A 23,703-nucleotide genomic window follows, 5' to 3' on the forward strand; every position below is an offset into this window, starting at 1 on the left:
ATTCGCGGGGGTCGGTCAGCGGGCCCGCGGGGCCGCGGTCGACTTGCGCGGGATCAGGGTCGGGGTGGCGACCAGGGTGCGCGGCTCATCGCCGGGCGTGTCCTCCAGGAGCAGGTCGATGGCCCCGCGCGCGATGAGGTTGAACGGCTCGCGGATGGTGGTCAGCGGCACGGGAAGCTTGCTGACCACAGGGATGTCGTTGTACCCGATGACCGACAGGTCGTCCGGGATGCGCAGGCCGCGGGCCGCGGCGGCGGCCATCACGCCGATGGCGTTGTTGTCGTTCACCGCGAAGATCGCGGTCGGCGGGTCGGCCAGGTCGAGCAGGGCGTGCGCGGCGCTCTCGCCGGCCTCCATGGAGAACGAGTCGCCGACGATCAGGGCGTCATCCAGCGGGATGCCGGCCTCGACCAGGGCGTTGCGATAGCCGTCGCGGCGGTTGGTCGCGGTGGTCGCGTAGCCCGGTCCCATCACCAGCCCGATCCGGCGGTGGCCGTGATCGATGAGCTTGCGGGTGGCCAGGTAGCCGCCCAGGGTGTCGTCCCCGATCGAGGTCGAGTGGATGCCGTCGGCGCGCAGGGCCAGCACCTGCCGCGCTCCGAACTGGCTCTCGTCGATCCGCAGGGGGGCGTCGGTGCGGGCGGTGGTCCGGATGATGCCGTCGACCCGCCGGCGCAGCAACGACTCGACCGCCAGCCGCTCGGCCTCGGGCCGGTCATGGGTGGTGGCCACGACCGCGAACAGCCCCCGGGCCAGCGCCCCGGCGGCGATCTCCTCGTAGAGCATGGCCATGACGGTGTCGGTGAGCCGGGGCACGACGACGCCGATCGTGCTGGTTCCGGAACGCCGCAGGCCGGCGGCGAGCGGGTCGCGCACGTACCCGAGATCGGCGGCCGCCTGGCGGACGCGGTCGGCGGCGGCGGTGCGGGACGGGGGCAACCGCTCGTCCAGCACCCGGGAGGCGGTCGAGGTGCTCACGCCGGCCGCCAGAGCCACATCGCGCAGGGTCGCCACGCACTGAGCGTAGGCGGTGTGACGCCGATCATTTCGAACCGGGTGTTGACGCCGCCACCGGCGAAGGGCATAGTTGCAATCGTTCCCGCAAACCTTCCAGTCCTTCTTCGCAGATGGACCGGAACGTTCCCGCAATCCTTCCCAAGGAGTCGACGATGTCTCTCGGAAACCTGGACCTGCGTGGTCTGAACCCCGCCCCGGTCACCCCTTTCACCGTTGACGGCGACGTCGACTACGCCGCGCTGGCCGGCCTGGGCAAGTTCCTGGCCTCGGTCGAGGGGGTCAAGTCGCTGGTCGTGCTCGGGCACGCCGGCGAGGGCACCTTCCTGACCCAGGACGAGCAGGTCAAGGTGATCGAGACGCTGGTGGCCGAGGTCGGCGACCAGGTCGCCATCGTCGCCGGCATCACCGGCGAGGGCACCAAGGTCGCGGTCGAGGAGGCCCAGCGGGCCGTCGCCGCCGGCGCCAAGGCGGCCCTGACCTACCCCTCGCACGGCTGGCTGCGGTTCGGCTACCAGGACGGGGCCCCGCAGGACCGCTACCGCGCCATCTGGGAGGAAGCCGGCCTGCCGCAGATCCTGTTCCAGTACCCGGACAACACCAAGGCCAGCTACAACCTGGACACCCAGCTGGAGATCGCCGGCCAGGAGGGCGTGTTCTGGACCAAGAACGGCGTGCGCAACATGCGCCGCTGGGACACCGAGATCCCGGTCCTGCGCCGCGAATACCCCGACCTGCAGATCTTCTCCTGCCACGACGAGTACCTGCTGCACACCATCATGGACGTCGACGGCCTGCTCGTCGGCTACGGCAACATCGCCCCCGAGCTGCTGGTCGAGTTCATCAAGGCCGGCAAGGCGCAGGACTGGACCGCGGCCAAGAAGATCCACAACCAGCTGCTGCCGGTGACCAAGTCGGTCTACCACCGCGGCTCGCACATGGAGGGCACCGTCGCCCTCAAGCACGCCCTGGTCGCCCGCGGCATCCTGCCGCACGCCACCGTCCGCAGCCCGCTGCTGCCGCTGGCCGACGGCGCCGACGTCGAGATCGCCGACGCCCTCAAGGCTGCCGGCATCATCTGATCCGGCCCCAGTAATTCGGCCGCAGTGAGTCGGCCACAGTGATTCGGCCGGAGATCGACGGGCCCGCCGCCCGATTCGATCCCGTGCCCGCTCGATCCGGTCGGCCCGACGGCCGCGGATCACGGGGTGGGGCCAGCGCATGCCGCGCCGGCCCCACCCGCCGGGTTCCCCGCCCAGTTTCGGCCCGCGCCATTGACGCCGGCCCGGGGGCCCGGTTCGGTGACAGTGCAGTCCCGACGCCGCTGCCGCGTGACGCGCAGGGCGAGGATCTAGGAAGCCAGATGACCACTTCATACGCCGGCGAGCCCACCGCGGTCGCCAACGCCCAACTGGTGAGCCGCCTCGAGCGGATCCCGGTGACCCGTCGCCTGCTGCTGATCCGCGTGATCATCGGATCGGCGACGTTCTTCGATGCCTACACCGTGCTGGTCATCGCCTTCGCGATGCCGCAGCTGGTGACCGAATGGGGGCTGAGCCCCACCCAGGTCGGACTGATCCTGTCCGCCGGGTACGTCGGCCAGATCTTCGGCGCGCTGGGCTTCGGCCAGCTCGCCGAGAAGATCGGCCGGCTGCCCACCCTGCTGATCACCATCATCCTGTTCGTCTCGATGGACGTGGCCTGCCTGTTCGCCACCGGCGGCACCATGATGATGATCTTCCGGTTCCTGCAGGGCGTCGGCACCGGCGGCGAGGTCCCGGTCGCCTCCGCCTACATCAACGAGTTCATCGGCGCCAAGAAGCGCGGCAAGTTCTTCCTGCTCTACGAGCTGATCTTCCCGATCGGCCTGATGTCGGCCGGCATCATCGGCTACTTCCTGGTCCCGGCGTTCGGCTGGAAGGCCCTGTTCATCGTCGGCCTGGTCCCGGCCATCCTGATGATCCCGCTGCGCGTGCTGATGCCCGAATCGCCCCGCTGGCTCGCCTCCCGCGGCAAGATCGACAAGGCCGACAAGGTCGTCACCATGCTGGAGAACGAGGCGATCAAGCAGGGCAAGCCGCTGCCCGAACCGGTGGTGCGCCCAGTCGACCCGAAGACCACCGCCAAGTCCGACTGGCGCGAGCTGTTCAAGGGGATCTACCTCAAGCGCACCCTGATGATCTGGGTGCTCTGGATCGCCGCGTACACCATCAACAACGGCATGGTCACCTGGCTGCCCACCCTGTACAAGACCACCTTCGGCATGAACACCCAGGACGCCATCTTCTACGGCTGGATCACCTCGGCCGTCGGCGTGCTCGCCTCCGTGGTCTGCGCGCTGACCATCGACCGGGTCGGCCGCAAGCGCTGGTACACGTGGGCGTTCCTGCTGGCCGTCGTCCCGCTGGTCACCCTGTACTTCCTCGGGGCCACCACCGCGCTGCAGGTCACCGTCTTCGCCACCGCGACCTACGCCATCCTGCAGACGATCTCGTTCTCGCTGTACCTGTACTCGGCCGAGCTGTACCCGACCCGGCTGCGGGCCATCGGCACCGGCTTCGGCTCCGCCTGGCTGCGGGCCGGCTCGTCCATCGGCCCGGTGCTGGTCGGCTTCATCGTGGCCGGGGTGGGCATCCAGTTCGTGTTCCTGGCCTTCGCCGCCATCGCCGTGATTGGCGGCCTGACCGTCAGCCGGTTCGGCGTCGAGACCAAGGGCCGCGTGCTGGAGGAACTCTCGCCCTGAACCACCCGCCGCCGGTCCACCCGGCCCGCACGTCCGGCGTCCCGTCCACCGATCCGGTGGGCGGGACGCCGTCGTGTCCGACCTCGGGCGCACACTGGTCGCCAGGCATCGACGGTGGAGTCGACCCGGGAACCGGGATCGACCTGGCGGGCGGGAGGTGGACATGGCGGCTGCACCGGGCGCCGCGGCCGCACCACTGGTGTACCGGTCCGCGCGGGGCAAGTGGGTGCTGGCCGCGACCGTGCTGGGCAGCGGATTGGCCCAGCTGGACGGAACCGTCGTCAACGTGGCCCTGCCCCGGATCGGCGAGGACCTGGGCGGCGGGCTGACCGCCCTGCAATGGACGCTCAACGCCTACACGCTGACCCTGTCCGGCCTGCTGTTGCTGGGTGGCTCGCTCGGCGACCGGATGGGCCGGCGACGGATCTTCATCCTGGGCGTCATCTGGTTCACCGTGGCCTCGGTGGGTTGCGCGTTCGCGCCGAGCACCGGCCTGCTGATCGCGATGCGCGCGCTGCAGGGCGCCGGCGCGGCCCTGCTGACGCCGGGGTCGGTGGCCATCCTGCAGGCCTCGTTCCGGCCGGACGACCGCTCGACCGCGGTCGGCGCCTGGTCCGGGCTGGGCGGGGTGGCCACCGCGATCGGCCCGATCGTCGGTGGCCTGCTGGTCGGCGTCGCGCCGTGGGGCTGGCGGCTGGTCTTCCTGATCAACCTGCCGATCGCGGCCGCCGTGATCGTGCTGTCCCGCCGCTACATCCCCGAGTCCCGGGACGAGCAGGCGACCGGACGGGTGGACGTGCCCGGCGCGCTGCTCGCCTCGTTCGGCCTGGGCGGGTTGGTGTTCGGGCTGACCGAGGGTCCGGCCGGCGGCTGGACCCCGCCGGTGGTCGCGATCACCGTGGCCGGCGTGCTGCTGCTTGGCCTGTTCCTGCTGGTGGAGAGCCGGACCGCGGAGCCGCTGCTGCCGTTGGGCCTGTTCGCCGACCGGCAGTTCAGCGCCGCCAATCTGGTCACCTTCGCGGTGTACGCCGCGCTGGCCGGGGCGCTGTTCCTGCTGCCGGTGCAGCTGCAACTGGTGGCCGGGTTCAGCCCGGTGCAGGCGGGTGCGGCCACCCTGCCGATCACCGTGATGATGCTGTTGCTGTCGGCCCGGATGGGCCGGCTGTCGGCCCGGATCGGCCCGCGGCTGCCGATGACGGTCGGCCCGCTGGTGGCCGCCACGGCGATGTTCTGGCTGTCCTTCGTCGACGCCGGCGCCACCTTCCTGGGCGCGGTGGTCGGCCCGATGCTGCTGTTCGGGCTGGGCCTGTCGTTCACGGTCGCGCCGCTGACCTCGACCGTGCTGGCCGCGGCGCCCGATCACCAGGCCGGGGTGGCCTCGGCGATCAACAACGACGTGGCCCGGGTCGCCGGACTGCTCGCGGTGGCGGTGCTGCCCGCGCTGGCCGGCCTGAGCCCGGCGGCCTACGCCGACCCGGCGCTGATGTCGGGAGGCTTTCACCGGGCCGTGCTGATCGCCGGCGCGGTGTGCGCGGCCGGCGGCCTGCTGGCCTTGGTGACCATCCGCAATCCGGTGGCCGGACCGGAGCACGAGCATGCCGACCCGGCCCTGGAGTGTGCCGCCTGCCCGGTGCTGGCCCCGCACATCAAGCCCCGCTGACCATGACCGACCCCCGCCGATCGACCGGCCGGCGGCGGGGCGATGATGGCAGACTCCACGACAGGAGGTGGCCATGGCCGGGCTCACTCGAGGCTTCACCGGACGGCGTCAGCGGGATCCGCGGTTGCCCCCGGGCCAGTACGACACCGGGGCCGACTGGCCGGTGCTAACTGCGGAGGTCACCCCCCGGATCGAGCCGGAGCGCTGGTCGATCAGCGTCGACGGGCTCGTGCAGACCCCGACGACCTGGACCTGGGCGCAGGCCCATGCGTTGCCGCCGTCGCGGTACGAGGGCGACATCCACTGCGTCACCACGTGGTCCAAGCTGGGCACCAACTTCGACGGGGTCAGCGTGGACACCCTGCTCGAGCAGGCCGGGCCGCAACCGGAGGCGGCATTCGTGCTGGCCACCTCGTCCACCGGCTACACCACCAACCTGCCGTTGGCCGACGTCACCGGGGGCAAGGCATGGGTGGTCTGGGCGCACGAGGGCCGGCCGCTGCCCCGCGATCACGGTGGCCCGGTCCGGCTGCTGGTTCCGCACCTGTACTTCTGGAAGTCGGCCAAGTGGATCAGCAAGCTGACCCTGCTCGACCACGACCAGCAAGGCTTCTGGGAGCGCAACGGCTATCACGACCGGGGCGACCCCTGGCTGGAACAGCGGTACCAGGGTGACTGACCAATTCGACCGGATCACGCCGACGGGCTCGATGATGGCCCCCGGGGGTGCCGTCGCGGCCTTCGCGCCGGCCCCCACCGGCCGGTGGACCACCGCCACCGTCGTCTCCGTCGCTCACCCGAGCCCGCACGCGGTGATCCTGCGGCTGGACGTGCGGGACCGGATCGACCACCTGCCCGGCCAGCACTACGTGGTCCGGCTGCGGGCTGAGGACGGCTACACCGCGCAGCGGTCCTATTCGGTGGCCTCGCCGCCGTCCGACCCGCTGGTCGAGCTGTGGGTGGAGCGGTTCCCCGAGGGGGAGGTGTCCCCGTTCCTGGCCGACGTCGTCGCCCCCGGTGACGAACTGGAGGTGCGCGGTCCGATCGGCGGTTGGTTCGTCTGGGATGCCGCCATGCCGGCCATCGGGGTGGCTGGCGGGAGCGGCGCGGTCCCGCTGCTGGCCATGCTGCGGCACGCCCGCGCGCTGGGCCGGCCCGACCTGCTGCAGCTCGCGGTGTCCGCGCGCACCCTGGCCGACCTGCCGTTTCCCGACGAACTGGCCGACGCCGGCGCGCTGATCGCGCTGACTCGGCAGGACTATCGGGACCGCCCGGCCGGCCGGCTGACGGCGGCGGAGCTGCGCCCGCTGGCCAGTTGCCACGAGACCACGTTCGTCTGCGGTTCGGCGTCGTTCGCGGAATTTGCCAGCCGACTGCTGGTCGACTTGGGCTGCACGTCGGCGGATGTGCGGGTCGAGCGGTTCGGCCCCACCGGTTGACGACCGGCCCCCGACGTGCCCGGCCGTCTACCCGTGGTTATACATCACCACACCATCTCTAGCCCAGGGGAGACGGATAGTTCCCCGCCTGGTCTGACGCGTCCCGGTGATTCGGTCTTCAGACTCAATGTCCGATTGGCGAATTTATGGGTGCGTCGCTGGCGCCCAACCTCACCTTCGCCGTCGGGGTCGACCGCAGGCGAGGGGTGTGCGATCGGCCGTGGGCGGCGCCAGGTGCTGGGAGGGCTCGTGGCGACACAACGTGGGACGGCTGGAGCTGGCTGGCTGACGGACTTATCCGGCCCGGTCTGGCCGGGATTGCTGCTCAACCCGGACGCCTTCGTGGCGCGGGCTCCCGCGCACGTGTTCGGGTTCCCGTCCGGGAGCCTGCGCGTGCTCACGGCGTCGGGTCAGGTCCGGCGCATCGGCGAGATCCTGATCGTGGCCGACGGCGGCCCGGAGACCGGCCCGGAGACCGGCTCGGACTCCGACCTGGGGCAGGCGCCCGTCACGGCGATGATCCGGCTCAGTGAGCCGGTGGCCGACCAGGATTCGACCTTCCTCAACCGGGCGGCGGTGGGCCGCGCGCTGGCCGCCGGGTCCACGCTGTGGGCGGCCGTGACCGAGCAGGTGCCGGCGCCGGTGCCCTGGCCGGCCGTGCCGGTGACCCGAGGGGCCGACGACGGGCAGCGGGACCCGCTCGCGGTCAAGAACGTGACCACGACCAACGAGGACTGGTGCACTATCTTCTGGTGGCTGTGTTGACGACCGGCAGTACCGAGGCGGTCGCCGACCGGCTGCGCCGGCTCCGCTTCCACCGCGTCGACCTGATCATCCTTCCGGTGGTGTTCCTGGCCGACGTGCTGGTCTTCTCCCGGATGTTGCGGATCGAAGGGGCCACCGCGGCCGAGCGGGTGGCCATCGTCATCTATTCGGGCGCCGGGATCGGGCTGTTGCTGCTGCGCTGGCGGGCCCCGGTCGCGGTGTACATCGCCGCCGTCGTGCTGGCCTTGCCGCCACTGCTGATCTCCGACTACTACATCCCGTTCCTGATCCCGCTGGTCGCGCTGGCCGCGGTCGCCCAGTTGCGGCCGCCGCGGGTGTCCCTGTGGTGCCTGGCGGCCTCCGTGCTGCCGATCGCGCTGCTGGTCGGCAAGGCCGTCCTGCAGGCCTCGCCCTCGGGTCGGCTGCCCTCGGCGGCCGGCTCGGCGGTCTTCTACTCGGCCGGGTTCGTGCTGGCCTGGGGGCTGGGCCAGTGGATCGGGCGCAACCAGCGGCGGCTCGAGCAGATCCGGGTGCAGCACGAGCTGGAGGTCCGCGAGCAGCAGAAACTCGCCGAAAACGCGGTGTCGGTCGAGCGGCTGCGGATCGCCCGGGAACTGCACGACATCGTCGCGCACTCCGTCACGATCATGGTCTTGCACGCCGCCGGGGCCCGGCGGGTGGTGCGCACCGACCCGGACCGGGCCGCCGAGTCGTTGACCACCATCGAGGAGTCCGGGCAGCAGGCCATGACCGAGCTGCGCCGGCTGCTGGCCCTGCTGCGGGAGTCCGACGACGGACCGGACCGTGTCGATGCCATGGTGCCGGGCCTGGCCCACGTCGATCAGATCCTCGCCCAGGTGCGCAATTCCGGGGTGCGGGTCACCCTGGAGATCAGCGGGCAGCCGGCCCGGCTCGACGCCAGCGTCGACCTGGCGGCCTACCGGCTGATCCAGGAGGGCATCACCAACGTGACCAAGCACTGCGGAACCGGCGCCCAGGTGGCGGTGACGGTGGAGTGGGGTGCCGAGAAGGTCACGGTCGCCGTCGAGGACGACGGGCTGGGAGTGCGCTCGGCGGCGCCGGCCGGCGGCGGCGGGCACGGCCTGGCCGGGCTGCGCGAGCGGATCGCGATCGCCGCCGGGGAGTTCTCGGCCGGCCCGACCGAGTCCGGCGGATTCCGGGTGGCCGCCCGGCTGCCGGTGTCCACCGGATCGCCGATCCCGCCGCCGGCCAAGGCGTCGCGGCCGGTCGAGGAGCACCTCGGGGTGGATCGGTGATCCGTGTCGTCGTGGTCGACGACGAGCGGATCGTGCGGTCCGGCATCGCCCTGCTGCTCTCCGGCGAGGACGACATCGAGGTGGTCGCCGACCTGGACGGCGGGGTGAAGGCGGTCGAGGTCGTGCGGCTCCGGCGACCCGACGTCGTCATCGCCGATGTGCGGATGCCGGGGATGGACGGGGTCGAGCTGACCCGGCGCATCGTGGAGGATCCGCACCGCACGGGCAACCCGCCCAAGGTGCTGGTGCTGACCACCTTCCACGTCGACGAGGCGGTCTACGCGGCGCTGCGGGCCGGAGCGACCGGGTTCGTGCTCAAGGACGCCGCGCCCACCGAGCTGGTCGCCGCGGTCCGCGCGGTCGCCGCCGGCGAGGCGTGGCTGGACCCGGCGGTCGCCCGGCAGCTGATCGACGAGTTCGCCTCGCATACGCCGGCCGACCTGCCCGGACCGTCGGAACTGCAGGCCCTGACCGCCCGCGAACGCGAGGTGCTGGTGCTCATCGCGCACGGCCTGTCCAACGCGGAGATCTCCGACCACCTGGTGGTGGGGGAGGGCACGACCAAGACCCACGTGAACCGGATCTTCAACAAGCTCGGCCTGCGGGACCGCGCCCAGGCCGTCGCCATGGCCTACAAGAGCGGGCTGCTGCGACCGGAGGATCCGCTGCCGGCCAAACGCTGAGCCGGCCTCAGGCCGTCGCGGCCTGCGGGGTCGAGGCCGGGAGCGGCTCGGTGAATCGGGCCAGGGCGACCGCCCCGCTGACCGCGACCAGGAACCTGGCGGTGGCCACCAGCGCGAAGCCGCTGCGAACCTGATCGCCGAGGAAGACCAGACCGATCACCGAGGGCACCACCGTGCTGGTCGTGTAGGACACCGCGGCGACGACCGTGACCCGCCCGCGTTGCAGGGCCATCGCGAACAGGGCGGTACCCAGCACACCGTTGACCACGATCGCCCACAGGGCCGGATCGATCACCGCCCGCCAGAGCGGCGCGGGGACGTCCAGGCTGCGGGCGGCGACCGCGACGAGGCTGAAGCACAGGCCGGCGCCGAAGGCGAGCAGGACGACCGACACGATGCCCTTGAGCCGGGTGGCGACGGCGGCCAGGCCGGCGATCGGCAGGGCCAGACCCAGCAGCAGCCAGTACCAGCCCGGAGCCAGCGGGGGGACCTCATGGGGTTGGGAGGACAGACCCAGCAGCACCAGTCCGCACAGGGACCCGCCGAGGGCGATCCAGCCGATGCGATCCAGCGGGCGCCCCATCGCGGCCAGGATCAACGCGGTGACGGCCACGCTGGAGGCGACGATCGCCTGCACCAGATACAGCGGCAGCACCTGCAGGGCCAGCACGGTGAAGGCGAACCCGAGCAGGTCGACGGCCAGCCCGGCGAAGTAGACCGGCTCGCGCAGCAGCGCGCCAACCTCCGCCTGGCCGGTGGCGCGGTGGCGGGCCCGGCGCACCCCGATCGCCTCGACCGCCGACCCGGCCCCGGAGCCCAGCGAGGCGAGCACCGCCAGCGTCAATCCGACAAGCATCCGGGCAGTCTCGCATCCACCCGGCGCCCGGATCGGATCCCACCGCCGATCGCGAGGTCCGGAACGAGGCGGCTCTGATCGTTACACAGCGCAATACGCCGGTAACGCTTCGCGCCTAGCGTTCGCACCGCCGGCGCAGCCCACCCGCGCGCATCCGCGCCGCCGGTCACGGCCGCCGTCGTCCGCGTGCTCGTCACCGTCCCCGTCGTCCCCGCTGCCCCGTCATTTCACCGGTGCCGGCGGGTGTCGCCGTGCGACGAGCGGCCCACCACCCCACCCCCATCCGGGAGGCCATCGATGACCGACATCGAACGCAAGCTCAGTCCGTCCGCGCCGGAGGCGACGACGGTGCCGGACGCGCCACCGACGGTGCCGCCCACCCATGAGGAATTCCATGGGTTGGACGCGGCCAAGGAGACGCTGGAGGATTACACGCTGCGGTTCGCGCCGCGGTCCTATCGGCGCTGGTCCACCGGGGTGGTGGCGACCTCGGCGCTGGGCGGCATCGCCTACCTGGCCGACTTCGCGATCGGCGCCAATATCGGCATCGCGCACGGCACGGTCAACGCCCTGTGGGGCATCATGATCGCCGCGGTGATCATCTTCATCACCGGCTTCCCGCTGGCCTACTACGCCGCGCGCTACAACATCGACCTGGACCTGATCACCCGCGGCTCCGGCTTCGGCTACTACGGCTCGGTGCTGACCAACGTCATCTTCGCGACGTTCACCTTCATCTTCTTCGCCCTTGAGGGCTCGATCATGGCCCAGGGCCTGCAACTGGGGCTGGGCATCCCGCTGTGGCTCGGCTACGCCGTGTCCACGCTGATGGTCATCCCGCTGGTCATCTACGGCATGAAGGCGCTGGCCAAACTGCAGGTCTGGACCACCCCGCTGTGGCTGGTGCTGTTCGTCATCCCGATGGTGTACCTGCTGGTCAGCCACCCCGACTCGGTCGAGACGTTCTTCCAGTACCAGGGGGCCGACGGCAACGGCGCGCCCAGCTTCGCGGCCATGATGCTGGCCGCTGGCGTCTGCCTGTCGCTGATGGCGCAGATCGCCGAGCAGATCGACTACCTGCGATTCATGCCCCCGCGGACCGAGGCCAACAAGCGCTCGTGGTGGCGGGCGGTCATCCTGGCCGGCCCGGGCTGGGTCATCTTCGGCGCCATCAAGCAGGTCGTCGGCCTGTTCGTCGCGGTCTACATCATCGCCAAGCTCACCCCGGATGCGGCGGCCACCGCCAACGAGCCGGTGCACCAGTTCCTGACCGTGTACGAGCAGTTCCTGCCCGGCTGGGCGGCCATGACGCTGGCCGTCATCCTCGTCGTCATCAGCCAGATCAAGATCAACGTGACCAACGCCTACTCCGGTTCGCTGGCCTGGACCAACAGCTTCACCCGGGTCACCAAGCGCTACCCGGGCCGGCTGGTGTTCGTGCTGTTCAACCTGGCCGTCGCGCTGCTGCTGATGGAGCTGAACATGTTCAGCGTCCTGAACACCATCCTGGGCTTCTACGCCAACTGCGCCATGGCCTGGGTGGTCACGGTGGCCGCCGACATCGTCATCAACAAGGGCCTGCTGAAGATCTCGCCGACGGTGCCGGAGTTCCGCCGCGGCATGCTCTACGCGTTCAACCCGGTCGGCTTCGTCTCGGTCATTCTGTCCGCCGGCCTGTCGATCGCGGTGTTCTTCGGCTTGTTCGGCGAGGCCATCCAGCCGTTCTCGCCGATCGTGGCGATCGTGCTGGCCCTGGTGCTGACCCCGCTGATCGCGGTGATCACCAAGGGCAAGTACTACCTGCGGCGCACCGACGACGGCATCGACGTCCCGATGTTCGACGCCGACGGCAACCCCTCCGGCGAGCACCTGACCTGCCACGTCTGCCGGGTCGACTACGAGCGCCCGGACATGGTCAAGTGCGAGACGCACGACGCCTACATCTGCTCGTTGGACCTGTCCACCGACAAGGTCGGCGATCACGTCCTGCCGGCCCAGGCCTGATCGCGCCCGGCTGCGGCCCGCCCGGTTGACCGGCACCGGCCGTCCGGCCGCCTCGGCATGACCGATTCGGTCTGGCTGACCAGCCCACGGCGAAGCAGGGCACGATTGATCGGCGGCCGGCACGGGCGCAGGACCACTTCGGTGTCCCCGACGGATCAATCACGACTGCCAGCCCGACCGACCTCCGGGGCGCCCGAAACGGCGCCCCGGAGGTCGATGGCTGTTGGCCGGCGCGGGTCGGCACGTCCGGCCGGAGAGTGGGCGGCTGGTTCGTCGTTCTTGACCGCCGGATGTTCCCCTGCGGATCGACAGCGCCTGCTCTCCCGCACGCAGGAATTTGCACCCACTACGTCCCGGCGCGTGTCCCCGCTGTGAAGGCATGCCAGGCGCGCGGCCGGTCGCCCCTTCGACCCGCACTCAGCCCAACTCGACCCACACCGGCGGGGCATCGGTGGGTGCTCCGGTAGATGTGGCCGCCGGATTGAAAATGGGTTGATGATGTGCGCGTCATAGTCGGGTGTTGCGGCGGGGGCATTGGTCGGGGTCGATCCAGGTTGGCGGGATGACTTCGGGGTGGCCGTCTTTCGCCATCCGCACGGTCCAGTCGCCTTGATGAATCAACGTGTGGTGGAAACCGCACAGCACAGCACCGTTGGCCACGCTGGTGGGTCCACCGTCAACCCAGAACTGGATGTGGTGCAGGTCGGACCAGCGGGCGGGCCGGTCGCAGCCGGGGAACACACATGCCTTATCGCGCAGGGTGATGGCGCGGCGGATGCCGGCGGGCCAGATGCGGGTGGCCCGGCCGATGTCCAGGGGTTCGCTGGGGGAGCCGAGGACGGCGGGGATGACGTCGCAGTCGCACAGCAGCCGCCGCGCTTGGGCGGGGCCGACGGTGACGCCGGTCGCGTCGAGGGTGGCCTGTCCCAGCTGTTCGGTGAGGGCGTCGTACTGGATGGTCATGGTGACGTGGGGTCGTTCCCCGGTCTGGGTGGGTCCATCACCGATGGCGAGGTACCCGTCCAGGACGGTGCCCAGGGCATGGGCGAGGCGGGTTCCGGCGGACCGTTGGTCCTTGACGCCGTCGGTTTCCGGGCGGGGACGGGCGTACGCGTCGGTCGCGGCGATGAACGCGGCGACGGTGAGGTCGTCGAGGCGCCCTTTGATGCCGGTCAGTCCGGTGCGGGCGTCCCGGGAGCCGAGGGCGAGTTCGGCGCGGTCGGCCGGGTCGCGGGGTTCGAAGTCGCCGTCGGGGTCGAGGGTGTCGATGAGTTTGCCGGCGACCCTGCTCAGGTCGGTCGGGTCCATGTCGTGGGCGTGACCGACCAGGGTGGTCTCGGCCTGCTCAAGGATGTCGGGCGCGATGTCGGTGGGGATGCGGCTCATCGTCTTGACCACGATGCTGACCTGTTCGGCGCCGAGCACGCCGGAGCGGAGCGCGGCCCCGAGCGCGGGCAGCCGGGGTGGGATCTCGCCACCGCTGATCGCGTCCTGCGGGAGGACGGCCTGGGCGGCGCGGACCCGGCTCCGGGCATCCCCGGGTCCGATGCTCAGCGCATGCCGGAGCAGGGCGGCGGTGGAGGGTTGACCGTGGGTTTGCGCGAGGTGGGCTAGGTCGATTTCGCCGGCGACGGCGACCTGCACGGCGTAGGTGAGCCGGGCGAGGTGTTCTACGGAGCGGGCCGCGTTCAGCAGATCACCACCGGGCAACTTCCAATATTCGGCGTGCAGCAACTGGTCCAGACCGGCGGCGACCTGCTCGGCGACGTGCTGAACGTCGTCGATGGTGGTCACCGCGGTGGTCATGGTTCAGTATGGCATAGGTGTACGAAATAAGCAATCTGAACTGGTCAAATAGAGAAACAGTTGTCGGCCGGTACGAGCATTGCCCCGATTCGCAAGCCTGCGCATCGACGAGGCGCACGCGGCCGGAGTTGGTCATTGCCGAGCTCGCAATCAGACCATCCCAGGCAGGTCCGACAGTGCCGTTGAACCGTGGCCGGCCACAGTCAGCTGCCTGGACGTGCGCCCTGACGCGGCTCGGGTCGCCCGCAGCCGGTCGTGGTCATGTCGGAGGTCGCCGCCGGCCCATCCCGCCTGGTGGCCGGCAGCGCCTGCATCTGCGCTGAGTCCTGACCACCTGCGTCCCCCCACCGCAAGCCCGCGCCGGATCAGCGCGCGACCGAAGCTCAGACCCAGTCCTGGTGTCCGCACGGCCCAACTCCGGGTACTGACCGGAATGATCAGTCCGGCGCGGGCCGGCCGGGACGATGGAAGGCTGGAGCCGTGGCAGATCGCGAGTTCGACATCGTCCTGTTCGGTGCGAGCGGCTTCGTCGGGCGGCTGGTCGCGGAGCAGCTGGCCGGATACGCAGCGGCCGGCACCCGGATCGCGGTGGCGGGGCGGACGCCGGCCCGGGTCGAACAGGTCCGGGACAAGCTCGGGGTCGACTGGCCGGTCCGGACCGCGGACAGCGCGGACGAGGAGTCGGTCCGCAAGCTCGCCGAGTCGGCCGGCGTGGTGGTCAGCACCGTCGGCCCGTACGCGCGGCACGGCCTGCCGCTGGTCCGGGCGTGCGCCGCGGCCGGAACCGACTATGCCGACCTGACCGGCGAGGTGTTGTTCGTGCGGCAGAGCATGGCCGCCGCGCACGACCGGGCGGCGGTCACCGGCGCGCGGATCGTGCATTCCTGCGGGTTCGACTCGGTGCCCAGCGACCTGGCCGTCCTGCTGCTGGCCGACCGGGCCGCGGCCGACGGCGCCGGTGAGCTCACCGATGTCGACCTGCTCGTCCGCCAGGTCCGCGGCGGGTTCAGCGGCGGCACCGTCGACTCGATGCGCAACCAGCTCCGGGAGACCCGGGAGGACCCGGAGCTGCGCCGTCTCGCCGCCGACCCGTACGCGCTGAGTCCGGACCGGGCCGCCGAACCGGACCTGGGCCGGCAACCGGACGTCGGACCGCCGTCGCGCCTGGCGGACGGCACCTGGGTCGCCCCGTTCGTGATGGCCTCGTACAACACCCGGGTGGTCCGGCGGAGCAACGCATTGCTCGACCACCGGTACGGCCGCGCGTTGCGGTACCGGGAGTTCGTGGCCACCGGGACGTCCTGGTCGTCACCCATCACGGCGACCGCCGCCACCGCGGGGCAGGCGCTGCTCGGCGTCGCGATCGCGCAAACCTGGCTGTCGCCGGTGGTCGACCTGGTGCTGCCGTCCCCCGGTCAGGGTCCGAGCGAAAAAGCAAGACGCGAAGGCCATTTCCGGCTCGAGGTCCGGGCCACCACCACCTCCGGCGCTCGCTACCGGGCGACCGTGGCCGCATCCGGCGACCCGGGTTATGCGGCCACCTCGGTGATGCTGGCCGAGAGCGCCCTGGAGCTGGCCGGCACGCGGCACGACGGGCAACGGGGAGGAGTGCTGACCCCGGCGGTCGCGCTGGGTGAGGGGTTGGCCGATCGGTTGCGGGCCCGCGGTTTCACCCTCGACGTCGAGGATGCCTGACCGCGAGACCACATCAGCCCGCCGTTGCGATCGACGGTGAGAGTGCGGTAACAGCGCGGGCCGCCAGGATGATCACCATGACGACCGGAACCAGCCACGCCATCACCCCCGAGCTGCATCTGATCGAGGGTCACCACCCGCACAGCCTCTGGGAAGACCCCGATTTCCCGACGATCGCGGTGTACCGGGGCGCGCGCCGGCTCTAACTGCTCGACACCGGCGCCGGTCCGGAACAACGGGCGGCCATCCAGCGGGTGACGGCTGCGCTGCGCGACGGGGTGGACGAGGTGGTACTGCTCAACAGCCACGCTCACCTCGACCACCTCGGCAACAACGATCTCCTGTCCGAGGTTGCCGGGGCGCTGCCCACTCGTCACTACATCCCCCGAGATGCCCGACCGGGTCTGGATTCCGTCGCGTCCTTCAGCGCGATGTACCGCAGCGGGCTGCCCTACTTCGACTATCTGGCCGGGCTCACCCTGCCGCCGGAGGCCATCGCCGCCCTGCTGCGCCGACTCGGGGCACCGGCCGACCTCACGGGCGACCAGGTTGCCGATCTCGGTGCGAGGATGGCCACGCTCGGCCTCGGTCCGGCGGTGAGCGGGTTCATCCCGTCCATGGTCATGGACATCGTGCTGCAGACCTACCCGCCGACCTTCCCATCGGTCGAGACGATGTCGGACTACGAGGATCTTGGGCCGGCGCAGGAGATCGTCCTGGGTAGCACCCGGTGGACCGGGTGGACGTTCCCCGACGACGCCGGCCGGCCCGAGGTGCACGTCCTGCAGTCGGGCGGACATTCGGCCGGGGGAGTGGTTTTCCATCTGCCGCGGGCCCAATTCCTGATGCTGGCCGACGAGACCTCGTCGGTGCCCATCTGGAGTGACAGCGACCCGCGTCGCACCGAGCAGACCGCCCTCCGGGCGCTGACCATGCTCGACGAGGGTGCGGTCACCGCGTTGTGCGCCGGCCACCGGCCCATGCTGCCGCTCTCGGGCGATCAGGCTCGTACGGCCCTCCGTGGGATCATCGACTCCGGCGCGGCATTCGAGAAGGCCGTCCGGAGCGTGCTGGAACGCTTCCCCGAGGGCCTGTGCATCGACGAGCTCTACGACACCCTGGTCGACGAGGCGCCAGCCGAATCGATCATCGCGGTACTCGTCGGACTCCAGTTCCCGGTGTTCGCCACCTTTCTCAAGCTGACGCTGCTCAACCACTGCAAACTCTATGGCTACGTCGAGGGCCTGGACGCGACTCACCGGCGGACGTTTGCCCTCCCGCCGGCCGCCTGAACCGGCTCAACCGCGGCGCGAATCGTCCGGCTTGGCCGCCCCGCGCTCAACCCCGTCGGGTCCGTACATCTGCTCGCTGGACCTGTCCACCGACAAGGCTTGGCGATCCCATGCTGCCCGCTCAGACCTCCTGCGGTGATCTGAGCAGGACCAGCAGCACGGCGGTCAGCCACAGGCCGCTGGCCAGGGCTCCGGCCAGCACGTCGGTCGGAAAGTGCATCCCCCGGTAGACCCGCGACGCGGCGACCACCACCGGGATGGCGAACCCGACCACGGCCAGGCTGACCGCCAGCCAGCGGGGGCGCACGGTGCGCAGGCAGATGACGGCCAGGCCGCCGTACAACGCGACCGCCGCCCCGGTGTGCCCCGACGGAAAGCTGGACGTCGGCGGGGCCTGGTCGAGCGGGGCGATCCCCGGCCGGGCCCGGTGCACGATCGCGGTGAGCGCCAGGAAGATCAGCAGCTCGCCGACGATCGCCACCACCACGACCACGGCCTCCCGCCAGCGGCCCAGGGCCAGCCGCAGCACCAGCACGGCGACCGCGGCCACGATCAGGGCGACGAGCGTGTCGGCCATCATGCTGCCCAGGTGACTGGTCTGGTCCAGGGCCGGGGTGCGATGGTCGGGGGCCCACTGGCTCAGCCGGGTGTCCAGGCCGCTCACCGCCGCGGGCACCGAGCCGTCGATGATGAGCAGGCCCAGGACCCACATCAGGGCGATGATGCCGGCGGCGGCCGCGAGCAACCACGCACCGGCCCGGACGGCCCGGCCTCGGGCGCGGGTTGCGGGGGTGCTGCGGGGAACGTGGTCGTCGATGGACATGGGCGGACCTCCAGTCGGTCACCCGAAAGTTCCCCGTGCGGGCGGCGGCCACGCCCCGGTCGTTGGACACTGCGGGCATGCTGCAACTGCGCATCTACGTGCCGTCCGCCCTCGCGGACCCGGTCCTGCAGGCCCTGGACGCCGACCCCGGCGTCAGCGCGCTGGCGATCGTGCGGGACGCCTCGATCCGCCCGCCCGGCCACCTGATCATGGGTCTTCGGACTTGATAGGGCTCCGGGCCTCCGACCTGCGGCGGCGTGTCGGGTGAGATGAGGGCTCGTGGCCTTCGAAACTGGTTGTTCTCTACGCAATCAGCCGAAGGACCACGAGCATGGACCAGAGTAGTAGCTCGCTGCTGTTGGACATTGACGGGTTGGTCGTCGACCGGGTCGTCCGCAACGACGCCGGCCGACGGGTCGTGCACTGCTCGACCGACCCCCAACTGGCCGGCTGGTGCCCGGAGTGCGGTGAGCAGTCGAAGTCTCCGAAGGCGTGGGTGACGACCCGCCCGCGGGACGTCCGGCTCGGCGAGGACAAGCCGATCCTGTTGTGGCGCAAACGGAAATGGCGCTGCCAGGTCGACAGCTGCGAGCGGAAGGTGTTCACCGAATGCCTACCCGAGCAGATCCCCGCCCGGGCCCGGATCACCACCCGCGCCCGCCGGCTGGCGGCCGAGGCGATAGGCGACCACACCCGACCGGTGTCCGGCGTCGCGGCCGAGTTCGGCATGGACTGGCGCATCGCGCACGACGCGTTCGTCGCCCACTCTGCCGCGGTGCTCCCCGACGCGCCGCCGCCGGTCACCGTGCTGGGCGTCGACGAGACCCGCCGCGGCAAGGCCCACTACGAGACCGACCCGACCACCGGGGAGAAGACCTGGGTGGACCGCTTCGACACCGGCCTGGTCGATCTGAGCGGCAACGGCGGGCTGTTCGCACAGGTCAACGGCCGCACCAGCAAGGTCCTCATCGAGTGGCTGCAGGCGCAGGACCCGGACTGGCTCGCCACCATCACCCACATCTCGATGGACACGTCCGCGACGTACGCCCGCGCCGCCCGCCTCGCCCTGCCGAACGCCGTCGTGGTCGTGGACCGGTTCCACCTGGTCGCCCTGGCCAACAAGGCGGTCACCGACTACCGGCGGGAGTTGGCCTGGGCGCTTCGTGGCCGGCGGGGCCGCAAGAGCGACCCGGAATGGGCGCAACGGAACCGGCTGCTGCGCGCCGTGGAGACTCTCACTCCGGACGAGCTGGCCAAGGTGCGGGAAGCGATGCGCCGGGCCGACCCCTCCGGCGGCCTCGAGAAATGCTGGCAGGGCAAGGAACTGCTCCGCAAGCTGCTCAAGCTCGCCGGCACCAACCCCGACCGCGGACAGATCTTCAACGCGCTGACCGCGTTCTACCTGCACTGCGCCGACTCCGAGATCTCCCAGCTGCGCAGGCTCGCGTGGACGGTGCATGCCTGGCAGAACTCGATCATCGCCGGCCTGCACACCGGCATCAGCAACGGCCGCACCGAGGGCTACAACCGGATCGTCAAACACATCGGCCGGATCGCCTTCGGCTTCCGCAACCAGGACAACCAGAAGCGCCGGGTACGCTACGCCTGCACCCGGAAATCCCGGGCGTCAACCAGCCACGCGAAGCCCTGCTAACTCTGAAGAGCCCTGATCATGGCCGACGTCGCCCGGGAAGCCGCCAACGACGTGATCGAGCGGCTGGGCCAGCTCGGCGTGCCCCGGGACGGCACCATCCATATCGACCCCGCCCCCACCTGGATCTCGCAGGCCGGCTTCACCGCCGAACGGCGGGTGCCCGGCAGCAGCGCCGACGCCGTCGTGTGGGCCGACGTCGTGCAGCGCTCCTACGACGACTCCGAGCTCAACTGGACCTACCTGAGCTTCATGAGCCTGGCCACGCTGCTGGCCGCGATCGCGATCATCCTGGACTCCCAGGTGCTGGTGATCGGCGCGATGATCCTGGGCCCGGACTTCGGCCCGGTGGCCGCGCTGGGGGTGGCTCTGGTGCGCCGGCGCTGGGCCCTGTTCGGGTTGGCCAGCCGCACCTTGGTGCTGGGTTTCGGGGTGGCCATCGCGGTGACCACGCTGCTGGCCGTGCTGGCCCATGCGCTGGGCTGGATCGACGCCCTGGACGTGGTCCGGCCGCGGCCCGGCACCGGCTTCATCTACACCCCGGACAAGTGGTCGTTCATCGTGGCGGTGATCGCCGCGGCCGCCGGCGTCCTGTCCGTCACCTCGGCGAAACTGCACGGCCTGTCCGGGGTTTTCGTCTCGGTGACCACGGTGCCGGCGGCCGGCAACATCGCGCTGGGGATCGCGCTCGGGGTCGGGCACGAGGTGTGGGGCAGCCTGCTGCAGCTGGGCATCAACCTGTCCGGGATGGCCGTCGCCGGGTGGCTGACGCTGGCCATCCAGCAACAGATCTGGACCCGCATGTCCATCCGCCGGCGCAAGCAGCGCGCGTTCCCGGAGAAGTAAGCGGTTACTGCTCCGGCATCGGCAACACTTGCTCCAGCAGCTGCCGGGCGTGGGCCACCACCTGGTCGTCGGAGAGTTCGCCGCTGCGCAGCAGAGCCAGGGCTGCGGCCATCGGTTCGTTCGACGTCGCCAATTCCAGGGCGATGCCGTCCGGGTCGCGGAAATTGAGGTGATGGCCGAACTCGGCTTCCCGGATCGGGGTGAACTCGGCGCCCGCGTCGCGCAGGCGCTGCTCCCACTCTCGCAGCTCGGCCAGGCTTCCGACGGTCAGGGCGACGTGATCGAGCCCGGTCGCCAACTCGGTGAAACGCCCACCGTGCGCGTCCGGATGTTGTTTCAGGGCCAGCATGATGGCGCTGGGATTGTGCAGGTAGATCCGTGTCGGGCCGAAGTCGGCCACCTGCAGAAAACCCAGCACGCCGGTGTAGAAGTCGTGGCTGGCGACCAGATCCGTCACCGACAGAGCGACATGATCGACGGCGGAGAATGTCGGCACCGGGCCTTCCATCTTCAACGTATAGCGCACCGGGGGGCTTGCGGCAAGGCCCGGGTGGGCCCGCAGAATCGGCGACCGGAGGTGGCGCGGGTGCGCGAGCAGTGGGTGGTGGGACTGGACGAGGTCGACCAGGGGTGGGCTGCGCTGGTCGGCGGCAAGGGTGCGAATCTGGGCGAGCTGATGCGGATCGACGGGGTCGAGGTGCCCGACGGATTCTGCGTGACGACGACGGCCTTTCGGCAGGTGCTGGAACGGGAGCCGTGGATCGACGGGTGGCTCGACCGGTTGGCCGGTCTGGATCCCGCCGACCGCGCGGCGATCGGGCCGCTGACCGCCGAGATCCGGCGCCGCATCGAGAACATCGTTCTGCCGGCGGATCTCGCGGCGGCGATCGAGGCGGCGGTGGCGGCCCTGGGCGTGCAGGCCGCCTACGCGGTGCGGTCAAGCGCGACCGCCGAGGATCTGCCGACGGCCTCGTTCGCCGGCCAGCAGGACAGCTTCCTGGACGTGGTGGGCGCGGCGTCCATCGAGCGGCACCTCGTCCGGTGCTGGGCCTCGCTGTTCACCGAACGGGCTGTCGCCTACCGGCAGCGTCGCGCCATCGACCACCGGGCCGTGCGAATGGCGGTGGTGGTCCAGCGGATGGTGCCGGCCCGGGCGGCCGGCGTCATGTTCACCGCCGACCCGATCACCGGCAACCGCCGGATCGTCTGCGTGGAGGCCGCGGCCGGTCTCGGTGAGGCGCTGGTTGCCGGCCGGGTGAACGGTGAGGTGTACCGGTTGCGCGACGGGCAGATCGTCGACCGCACAGTCTCTTCCGTGGGCCCGGTGCTGACGGATGATCAGGTCCGGCGGCTCGCCGAGTGGGGCCGGCGGATCGAGGCGCATTTCGGTCGCCCGCAGGACATCGAATGGTGCCTGGCGGACAACGAGTTCCAGTTCGTGCAGAGCCGCCCGATCACCACCCTGTTCCCGATCCCGCCGGCCGACGACGAGGACAACCACGTCTACCTGTCGGTGGGCCACCAGCAGATGATGACGGAGGCGATGCGGCCGCTGGGGTTGTCGTTCTGGCAGATGACGACGCCCGCGCCGATGGCCGAGGCCGGCGGGCGGCTGTTCGTCGACGTGACCCGCCGGGTGGGCACCCCGGCCGGCCGGGCGGCGATGCTGGCGGCGATCGGCCGCTCGGACCCGCTGACCGGCGACGCGCTGCGTTCGGTCCTGGAACGCGACGGCTTCATCCCTCTGCGGCCCGACGATGCCGCTCCCGAGCCACTTCCCGGCGGTGAGGTGCCGATGCTGGACCCGGATCCGGGGCTGGTCACCGAGCTGATCGCGCGCACCCAGGCGTCCATCGCCACCGCGGAACGCGAGATCCAGCCGTTCACCGGCCCGGAGCTGCTCGACTTCATCCAGGCGGATCTGCAGGAGCTGCGGCGGATCCTGTTCGACCGGCAGAGCCATCAGGCGTTCATGACGGCCATGCAGGCCGCTTGGTGGCTCAATGAGCACGGGCAGAACTGGCTGGGCGAGAAGAACGTGGCCGACATCCTGACCCAATCCGTGCCGCACAACGTCACCTCCGAGATGGGGCTGGCGCTGCTGGATGTCGCCGACGCGATCCGCCCACATCCCGCGGTGATCGCGTTGCTGGAAACGTCGCCGGCCGGCGACGTTCTCGACCGGCTCACCGCGGTGCCGGGCGGTGGGCCGGCCCGGGCGGCCATCGTGGAGTGGCTGGATCGTTACGGCATGCGGTGTGTCGGTGAAATCGACATCACCCGGCCGCGGTGGAGCGAGCAGCCCGGCGCCCTGGTGCCGGTGATCCTGAGCAATCTGAAGAACTTCGAGCCGGGGGAGGCCGCCCGGCGGGTCGAGCGCGGGCGGCAGGCGGCGCGGGCCAAGGAGCAGCAGGTCCTTGAGCGGGTGCGGGTTCGGCCGGGCGGGGCGGCTGCGGCCGAGGAGATGAAGCTGATGATCGACCGGGTGCGGACGTTCATCGGGTACCGCGAATACCCCAAGTACGGCATGGTCAGTCGCTACTTCGTCTACAAGGAGGCGCTGCTGCGCGAGGCCGATCGGCTCACCCGGGCCGGCGTGCTGGCCGAACCGGCGGACGTCTTCTTCCTCACCTTCCCCGAGCTGCAGACCGTGGCCCGCACGGGATCGGTCGACCGGGCGCTGCTCGACCGGCGCCGCAGCGAGTTCGAGTCGTACCAGACACTGACCCCGCCCCGTGTGCTCACCTCGGACGGCGAGGCCGTCACCGGCCGGTATCGCCGCGACGACGTGCCCGCCGGCGCCCTGGCCGGCCTGCCGGTGTCGGCCGGCACCGTCGAAGGCCGGGCCCGGGTCGTGCTGGACATGGCCGACGCCGACCTTGACCCCGGCGACATCTTGATCACCACGGCCACCGACCCCAGCTGGACACCGTTGTTCGTCACCATCGCCGGACTGATCACCGAGGTCGGCGGCCTGATGACGCACGGCGCCGTCATCGCCCGCGAGTACGGGCTGCCGGCCGTCGTGGGGGTGGTCGATGCCACCCGGCTCATCACCGACGGGCAGCGGATCCGGGTCAACGGGACCGACGGGTGGGTGCAGGTGCTGTCGTGATCCAGTGGCTGCGGCCGGTGGGTGCACTCGATCC

20 protein-coding genes and 1 pseudogene are annotated in these 23,703 nt (G+C 70.8%); 16 read left to right on the forward strand and 5 right to left on the reverse strand.

Annotated elements, in window-relative coordinates:
- Window positions 1-15: 15 nt before the first annotated feature.
- The gene (locus NAMU_RS02980) at window positions 16-1,014 is read right to left on the reverse strand and encodes a LacI family DNA-binding transcriptional regulator (RefSeq protein ID WP_015745932.1); all 999 of its coding nucleotides are present in this window, start codon (window positions 1,012-1,014) and stop codon (window positions 16-18) included.
- A 155-nt stretch (window positions 1,015-1,169) separates the two neighbouring features.
- Here NAMU_RS02980 and NAMU_RS02985 point away from each other — a divergent pair, with 155 nt between their 5' ends.
- The 8 genes from NAMU_RS02985 to NAMU_RS03020 all read left to right on the forward strand — a co-directional run bounded on the left by NAMU_RS02985 (window position 1,170) and on the right by NAMU_RS03020 (window position 9,581).
- Window positions 1,170-2,096 carry a dihydrodipicolinate synthase family protein gene (locus NAMU_RS02985; protein ID WP_015745933.1) on the forward strand — a complete coding sequence of 309 codons (927 nt, stop codon included), beginning with the start codon at window positions 1,170-1,172 and terminating at the stop codon, window positions 2,094-2,096.
- 281 nt (window positions 2,097-2,377) lie between these two features.
- The gene (locus tag NAMU_RS02990) at window positions 2,378-3,757 is read left to right on the forward strand and encodes an MFS transporter (protein WP_015745934.1); all 1,380 of its coding nucleotides are present in this window, start codon (window positions 2,378-2,380) and stop codon (window positions 3,755-3,757) included.
- Window positions 3,758-3,920: 163 nt separating this feature from the next.
- Window positions 3,921-5,417, forward strand: a complete 1,497-nt coding sequence (locus tag NAMU_RS02995) for an MFS transporter (RefSeq protein WP_015745935.1) — start codon at window positions 3,921-3,923, stop codon at window positions 5,415-5,417.
- Window positions 5,418-5,490: 73 nt separating this feature from the next.
- Window positions 5,491-6,096 carry a sulfite oxidase-like oxidoreductase gene (locus NAMU_RS03000; protein WP_015745936.1) on the forward strand — a complete coding sequence of 202 codons (606 nt, stop codon included), beginning with the start codon at window positions 5,491-5,493 and terminating at the stop codon, window positions 6,094-6,096.
- Window positions 6,097-6,127: 31 nt separating this feature from the next.
- Window positions 6,128-6,856 (forward strand): FAD-binding oxidoreductase, encoded by a 729-nt coding sequence (locus NAMU_RS03005; RefSeq protein ID WP_015745937.1) that lies wholly within the window; start codon window positions 6,128-6,130, stop codon window positions 6,854-6,856.
- A gap of 249 nt (window positions 6,857-7,105) precedes the next feature.
- The gene (locus NAMU_RS03010; RefSeq protein WP_015745938.1) at window positions 7,106-7,621 is read left to right on the forward strand and encodes a hypothetical protein; all 516 of its coding nucleotides are present in this window, start codon (window positions 7,106-7,108) and stop codon (window positions 7,619-7,621) included.
- Window positions 7,609-8,898: a sensor histidine kinase gene (locus NAMU_RS03015; protein ID WP_138179917.1), complete on the forward strand. Its 1,290-nt coding sequence runs from the start codon at window positions 7,609-7,611 to the stop codon at window positions 8,896-8,898. Before NAMU_RS03010 ends, NAMU_RS03015 begins: the two co-directional genes overlap by 13 nt.
- Window positions 8,895-9,581, forward strand: coding sequence for a response regulator transcription factor (locus tag NAMU_RS03020; protein WP_015745940.1), 687 nt, complete (start codon window positions 8,895-8,897; stop codon window positions 9,579-9,581). The genes NAMU_RS03015 and NAMU_RS03020 overlap by 4 nt, the downstream gene beginning before the upstream one ends.
- 7 nt (window positions 9,582-9,588) lie before the next feature.
- Here the strand turns inward: NAMU_RS03020 and NAMU_RS03025 are convergent, their stop codons facing one another.
- Window positions 9,589-10,437 carry a DMT family protein gene (locus NAMU_RS03025; protein WP_015745941.1) on the reverse strand — a complete coding sequence of 283 codons (849 nt, stop codon included), beginning with the start codon at window positions 10,435-10,437 and terminating at the stop codon, window positions 9,589-9,591.
- A gap of 297 nt (window positions 10,438-10,734) precedes the next feature.
- Between NAMU_RS03025 and NAMU_RS03030 the strand changes: the two genes are divergently transcribed.
- The gene (locus tag NAMU_RS03030) at window positions 10,735-12,441 is read left to right on the forward strand and encodes a purine-cytosine permease family protein (protein WP_015745942.1); all 1,707 of its coding nucleotides are present in this window, start codon (window positions 10,735-10,737) and stop codon (window positions 12,439-12,441) included.
- A 507-nt stretch (window positions 12,442-12,948) separates the two neighbouring features.
- Here the strand turns inward: NAMU_RS03030 and NAMU_RS03035 are convergent.
- A complete protein-coding gene (locus NAMU_RS03035; RefSeq protein ID WP_015745943.1) occupies window positions 12,949-14,247 on the reverse strand; it encodes an HNH endonuclease signature motif containing protein in 1,299 nt (432 codons plus the stop codon).
- A 480-nt stretch (window positions 14,248-14,727) separates the two neighbouring features.
- Between NAMU_RS03035 and NAMU_RS03040 the strand changes: the two genes are divergently transcribed.
- The 3 genes from NAMU_RS03040 to NAMU_RS03045 all read left to right on the forward strand — a co-directional run bounded on the left by NAMU_RS03040 (window position 14,728) and on the right by NAMU_RS03045 (window position 17,234).
- Window positions 14,728-15,942 (forward strand): saccharopine dehydrogenase family protein, encoded by a 1,215-nt coding sequence (locus NAMU_RS03040; protein ID WP_015745944.1) that lies wholly within the window; start codon window positions 14,728-14,730, stop codon window positions 15,940-15,942.
- Window positions 15,943-16,019: 77 nt separating this feature from the next.
- Window positions 16,020-16,148 (forward strand): hypothetical protein, encoded by a 129-nt coding sequence (locus NAMU_RS31325; RefSeq protein WP_015745945.1) that lies wholly within the window; start codon window positions 16,020-16,022, stop codon window positions 16,146-16,148.
- Window positions 16,149-17,234: an MBL fold metallo-hydrolase gene (locus NAMU_RS03045; protein WP_138179919.1), complete on the forward strand. Its 1,086-nt coding sequence runs from the start codon at window positions 16,149-16,151 to the stop codon at window positions 17,232-17,234. It begins immediately after the preceding gene.
- 121 nt (window positions 17,235-17,355) lie between these two features.
- On the opposite strand, the gene NAMU_RS03050 is transcribed toward NAMU_RS03045, so the two are convergent.
- Window positions 17,356-18,057, reverse strand: a complete 702-nt coding sequence (locus NAMU_RS03050; RefSeq protein WP_015745947.1) for a phosphatase PAP2 family protein — start codon at window positions 18,055-18,057, stop codon at window positions 17,356-17,358.
- A gap of 77 nt (window positions 18,058-18,134) precedes the next feature.
- On the opposite strand from NAMU_RS03050, the gene NAMU_RS29720 reads away from it, so the two are divergent.
- The 3 genes and pseudogenes from NAMU_RS29720 (at window position 18,135) to NAMU_RS03065 (ending at window position 20,554) form a co-directional block, all read left to right on the forward strand.
- Window positions 18,135-18,284 carry a hypothetical protein gene (locus tag NAMU_RS29720; protein ID WP_015745948.1) on the forward strand — a complete coding sequence of 50 codons (150 nt, stop codon included), beginning with the start codon at window positions 18,135-18,137 and terminating at the stop codon, window positions 18,282-18,284.
- A 42-nt stretch (window positions 18,285-18,326) separates the two neighbouring features.
- Window positions 18,327-19,711: pseudogene (locus NAMU_RS03060) on the forward strand (ISL3 family transposase).
- An 18-nt stretch (window positions 19,712-19,729) separates the two neighbouring features.
- Window positions 19,730-20,554 carry a DUF389 domain-containing protein gene (locus NAMU_RS03065; RefSeq protein ID WP_015745950.1) on the forward strand — a complete coding sequence of 275 codons (825 nt, stop codon included), beginning with the start codon at window positions 19,730-19,732 and terminating at the stop codon, window positions 20,552-20,554.
- Window positions 20,555-20,558: 4 nt separating this feature from the next.
- Here NAMU_RS03065 and NAMU_RS03070 read toward each other — a convergent pair whose 3' ends face one another.
- Window positions 20,559-21,050 (reverse strand): VOC family protein, encoded by a 492-nt coding sequence (locus NAMU_RS03070; protein ID WP_169312464.1) that lies wholly within the window; start codon window positions 21,048-21,050, stop codon window positions 20,559-20,561.
- Window positions 21,051-21,140: 90 nt separating this feature from the next.
- Between NAMU_RS03070 and rph the strand changes: the two genes are divergently transcribed.
- Entirely contained in the window at window positions 21,141-23,669 is a 2,529-nt protein-coding gene (gene rph, locus NAMU_RS03075; RefSeq protein WP_015745952.1) for a rifamycin-inactivating phosphotransferase, read from the forward strand.
- Window positions 23,670-23,703: the final 34 nt, after the last annotated feature.

Source organism: Nakamurella multipartita DSM 44233 (assembly GCF_000024365.1).
Taxonomy (GTDB): Bacteria; Actinomycetota; Actinomycetes; order Mycobacteriales; family Nakamurellaceae; genus Nakamurella; species Nakamurella multipartita.

Excerpts from the sequence above, each read along its gene's own strand:
- NAMU_RS31325 (WP_015745945.1), top strand. The coding sequence starts at position 16,020 with ATGACGACCGGAACCAGCCACGCCATCACCCCCGAGCTGCATCTGATC.
- NAMU_RS03030 (WP_015745942.1), top strand. The coding sequence starts at position 10,735 with ATGACCGACATCGAACGCAAGCTCAGTCCGTCCGCGCCGGAGGCGACG.
- NAMU_RS02990 (WP_015745934.1), top strand. The coding sequence starts at position 2,378 with ATGACCACTTCATACGCCGGCGAGCCCACCGCGGTCGCCAACGCCCAA.
- NAMU_RS03025 (WP_015745941.1), bottom strand. The coding sequence starts at position 10,437 with ATGCTTGTCGGATTGACGCTGGCGGTGCTCGCCTCGCTGGGCTCCGGG.
- NAMU_RS02985 (WP_015745933.1), top strand. The coding sequence starts at position 1,170 with ATGTCTCTCGGAAACCTGGACCTGCGTGGTCTGAACCCCGCCCCGGTC.
- NAMU_RS29720 (WP_015745948.1), top strand. The coding sequence starts at position 18,135 with ATGCTGCAACTGCGCATCTACGTGCCGTCCGCCCTCGCGGACCCGGTC.
- NAMU_RS03005 (WP_015745937.1), top strand. The coding sequence starts at position 6,128 with ATGATGGCCCCCGGGGGTGCCGTCGCGGCCTTCGCGCCGGCCCCCACC.
- NAMU_RS03065 (WP_015745950.1), top strand. The coding sequence starts at position 19,730 with ATGGCCGACGTCGCCCGGGAAGCCGCCAACGACGTGATCGAGCGGCTG.
- NAMU_RS03035 (WP_015745943.1), bottom strand. The coding sequence starts at position 14,247 with ATGACCACCGCGGTGACCACCATCGACGACGTTCAGCACGTCGCCGAG.
- NAMU_RS03050 (WP_015745947.1), bottom strand. The coding sequence starts at position 18,057 with ATGTCCATCGACGACCACGTTCCCCGCAGCACCCCCGCAACCCGCGCC.
- NAMU_RS02995 (WP_015745935.1), top strand. The coding sequence starts at position 3,921 with ATGGCGGCTGCACCGGGCGCCGCGGCCGCACCACTGGTGTACCGGTCC.
- NAMU_RS03000 (WP_015745936.1), top strand. The coding sequence starts at position 5,491 with ATGGCCGGGCTCACTCGAGGCTTCACCGGACGGCGTCAGCGGGATCCG.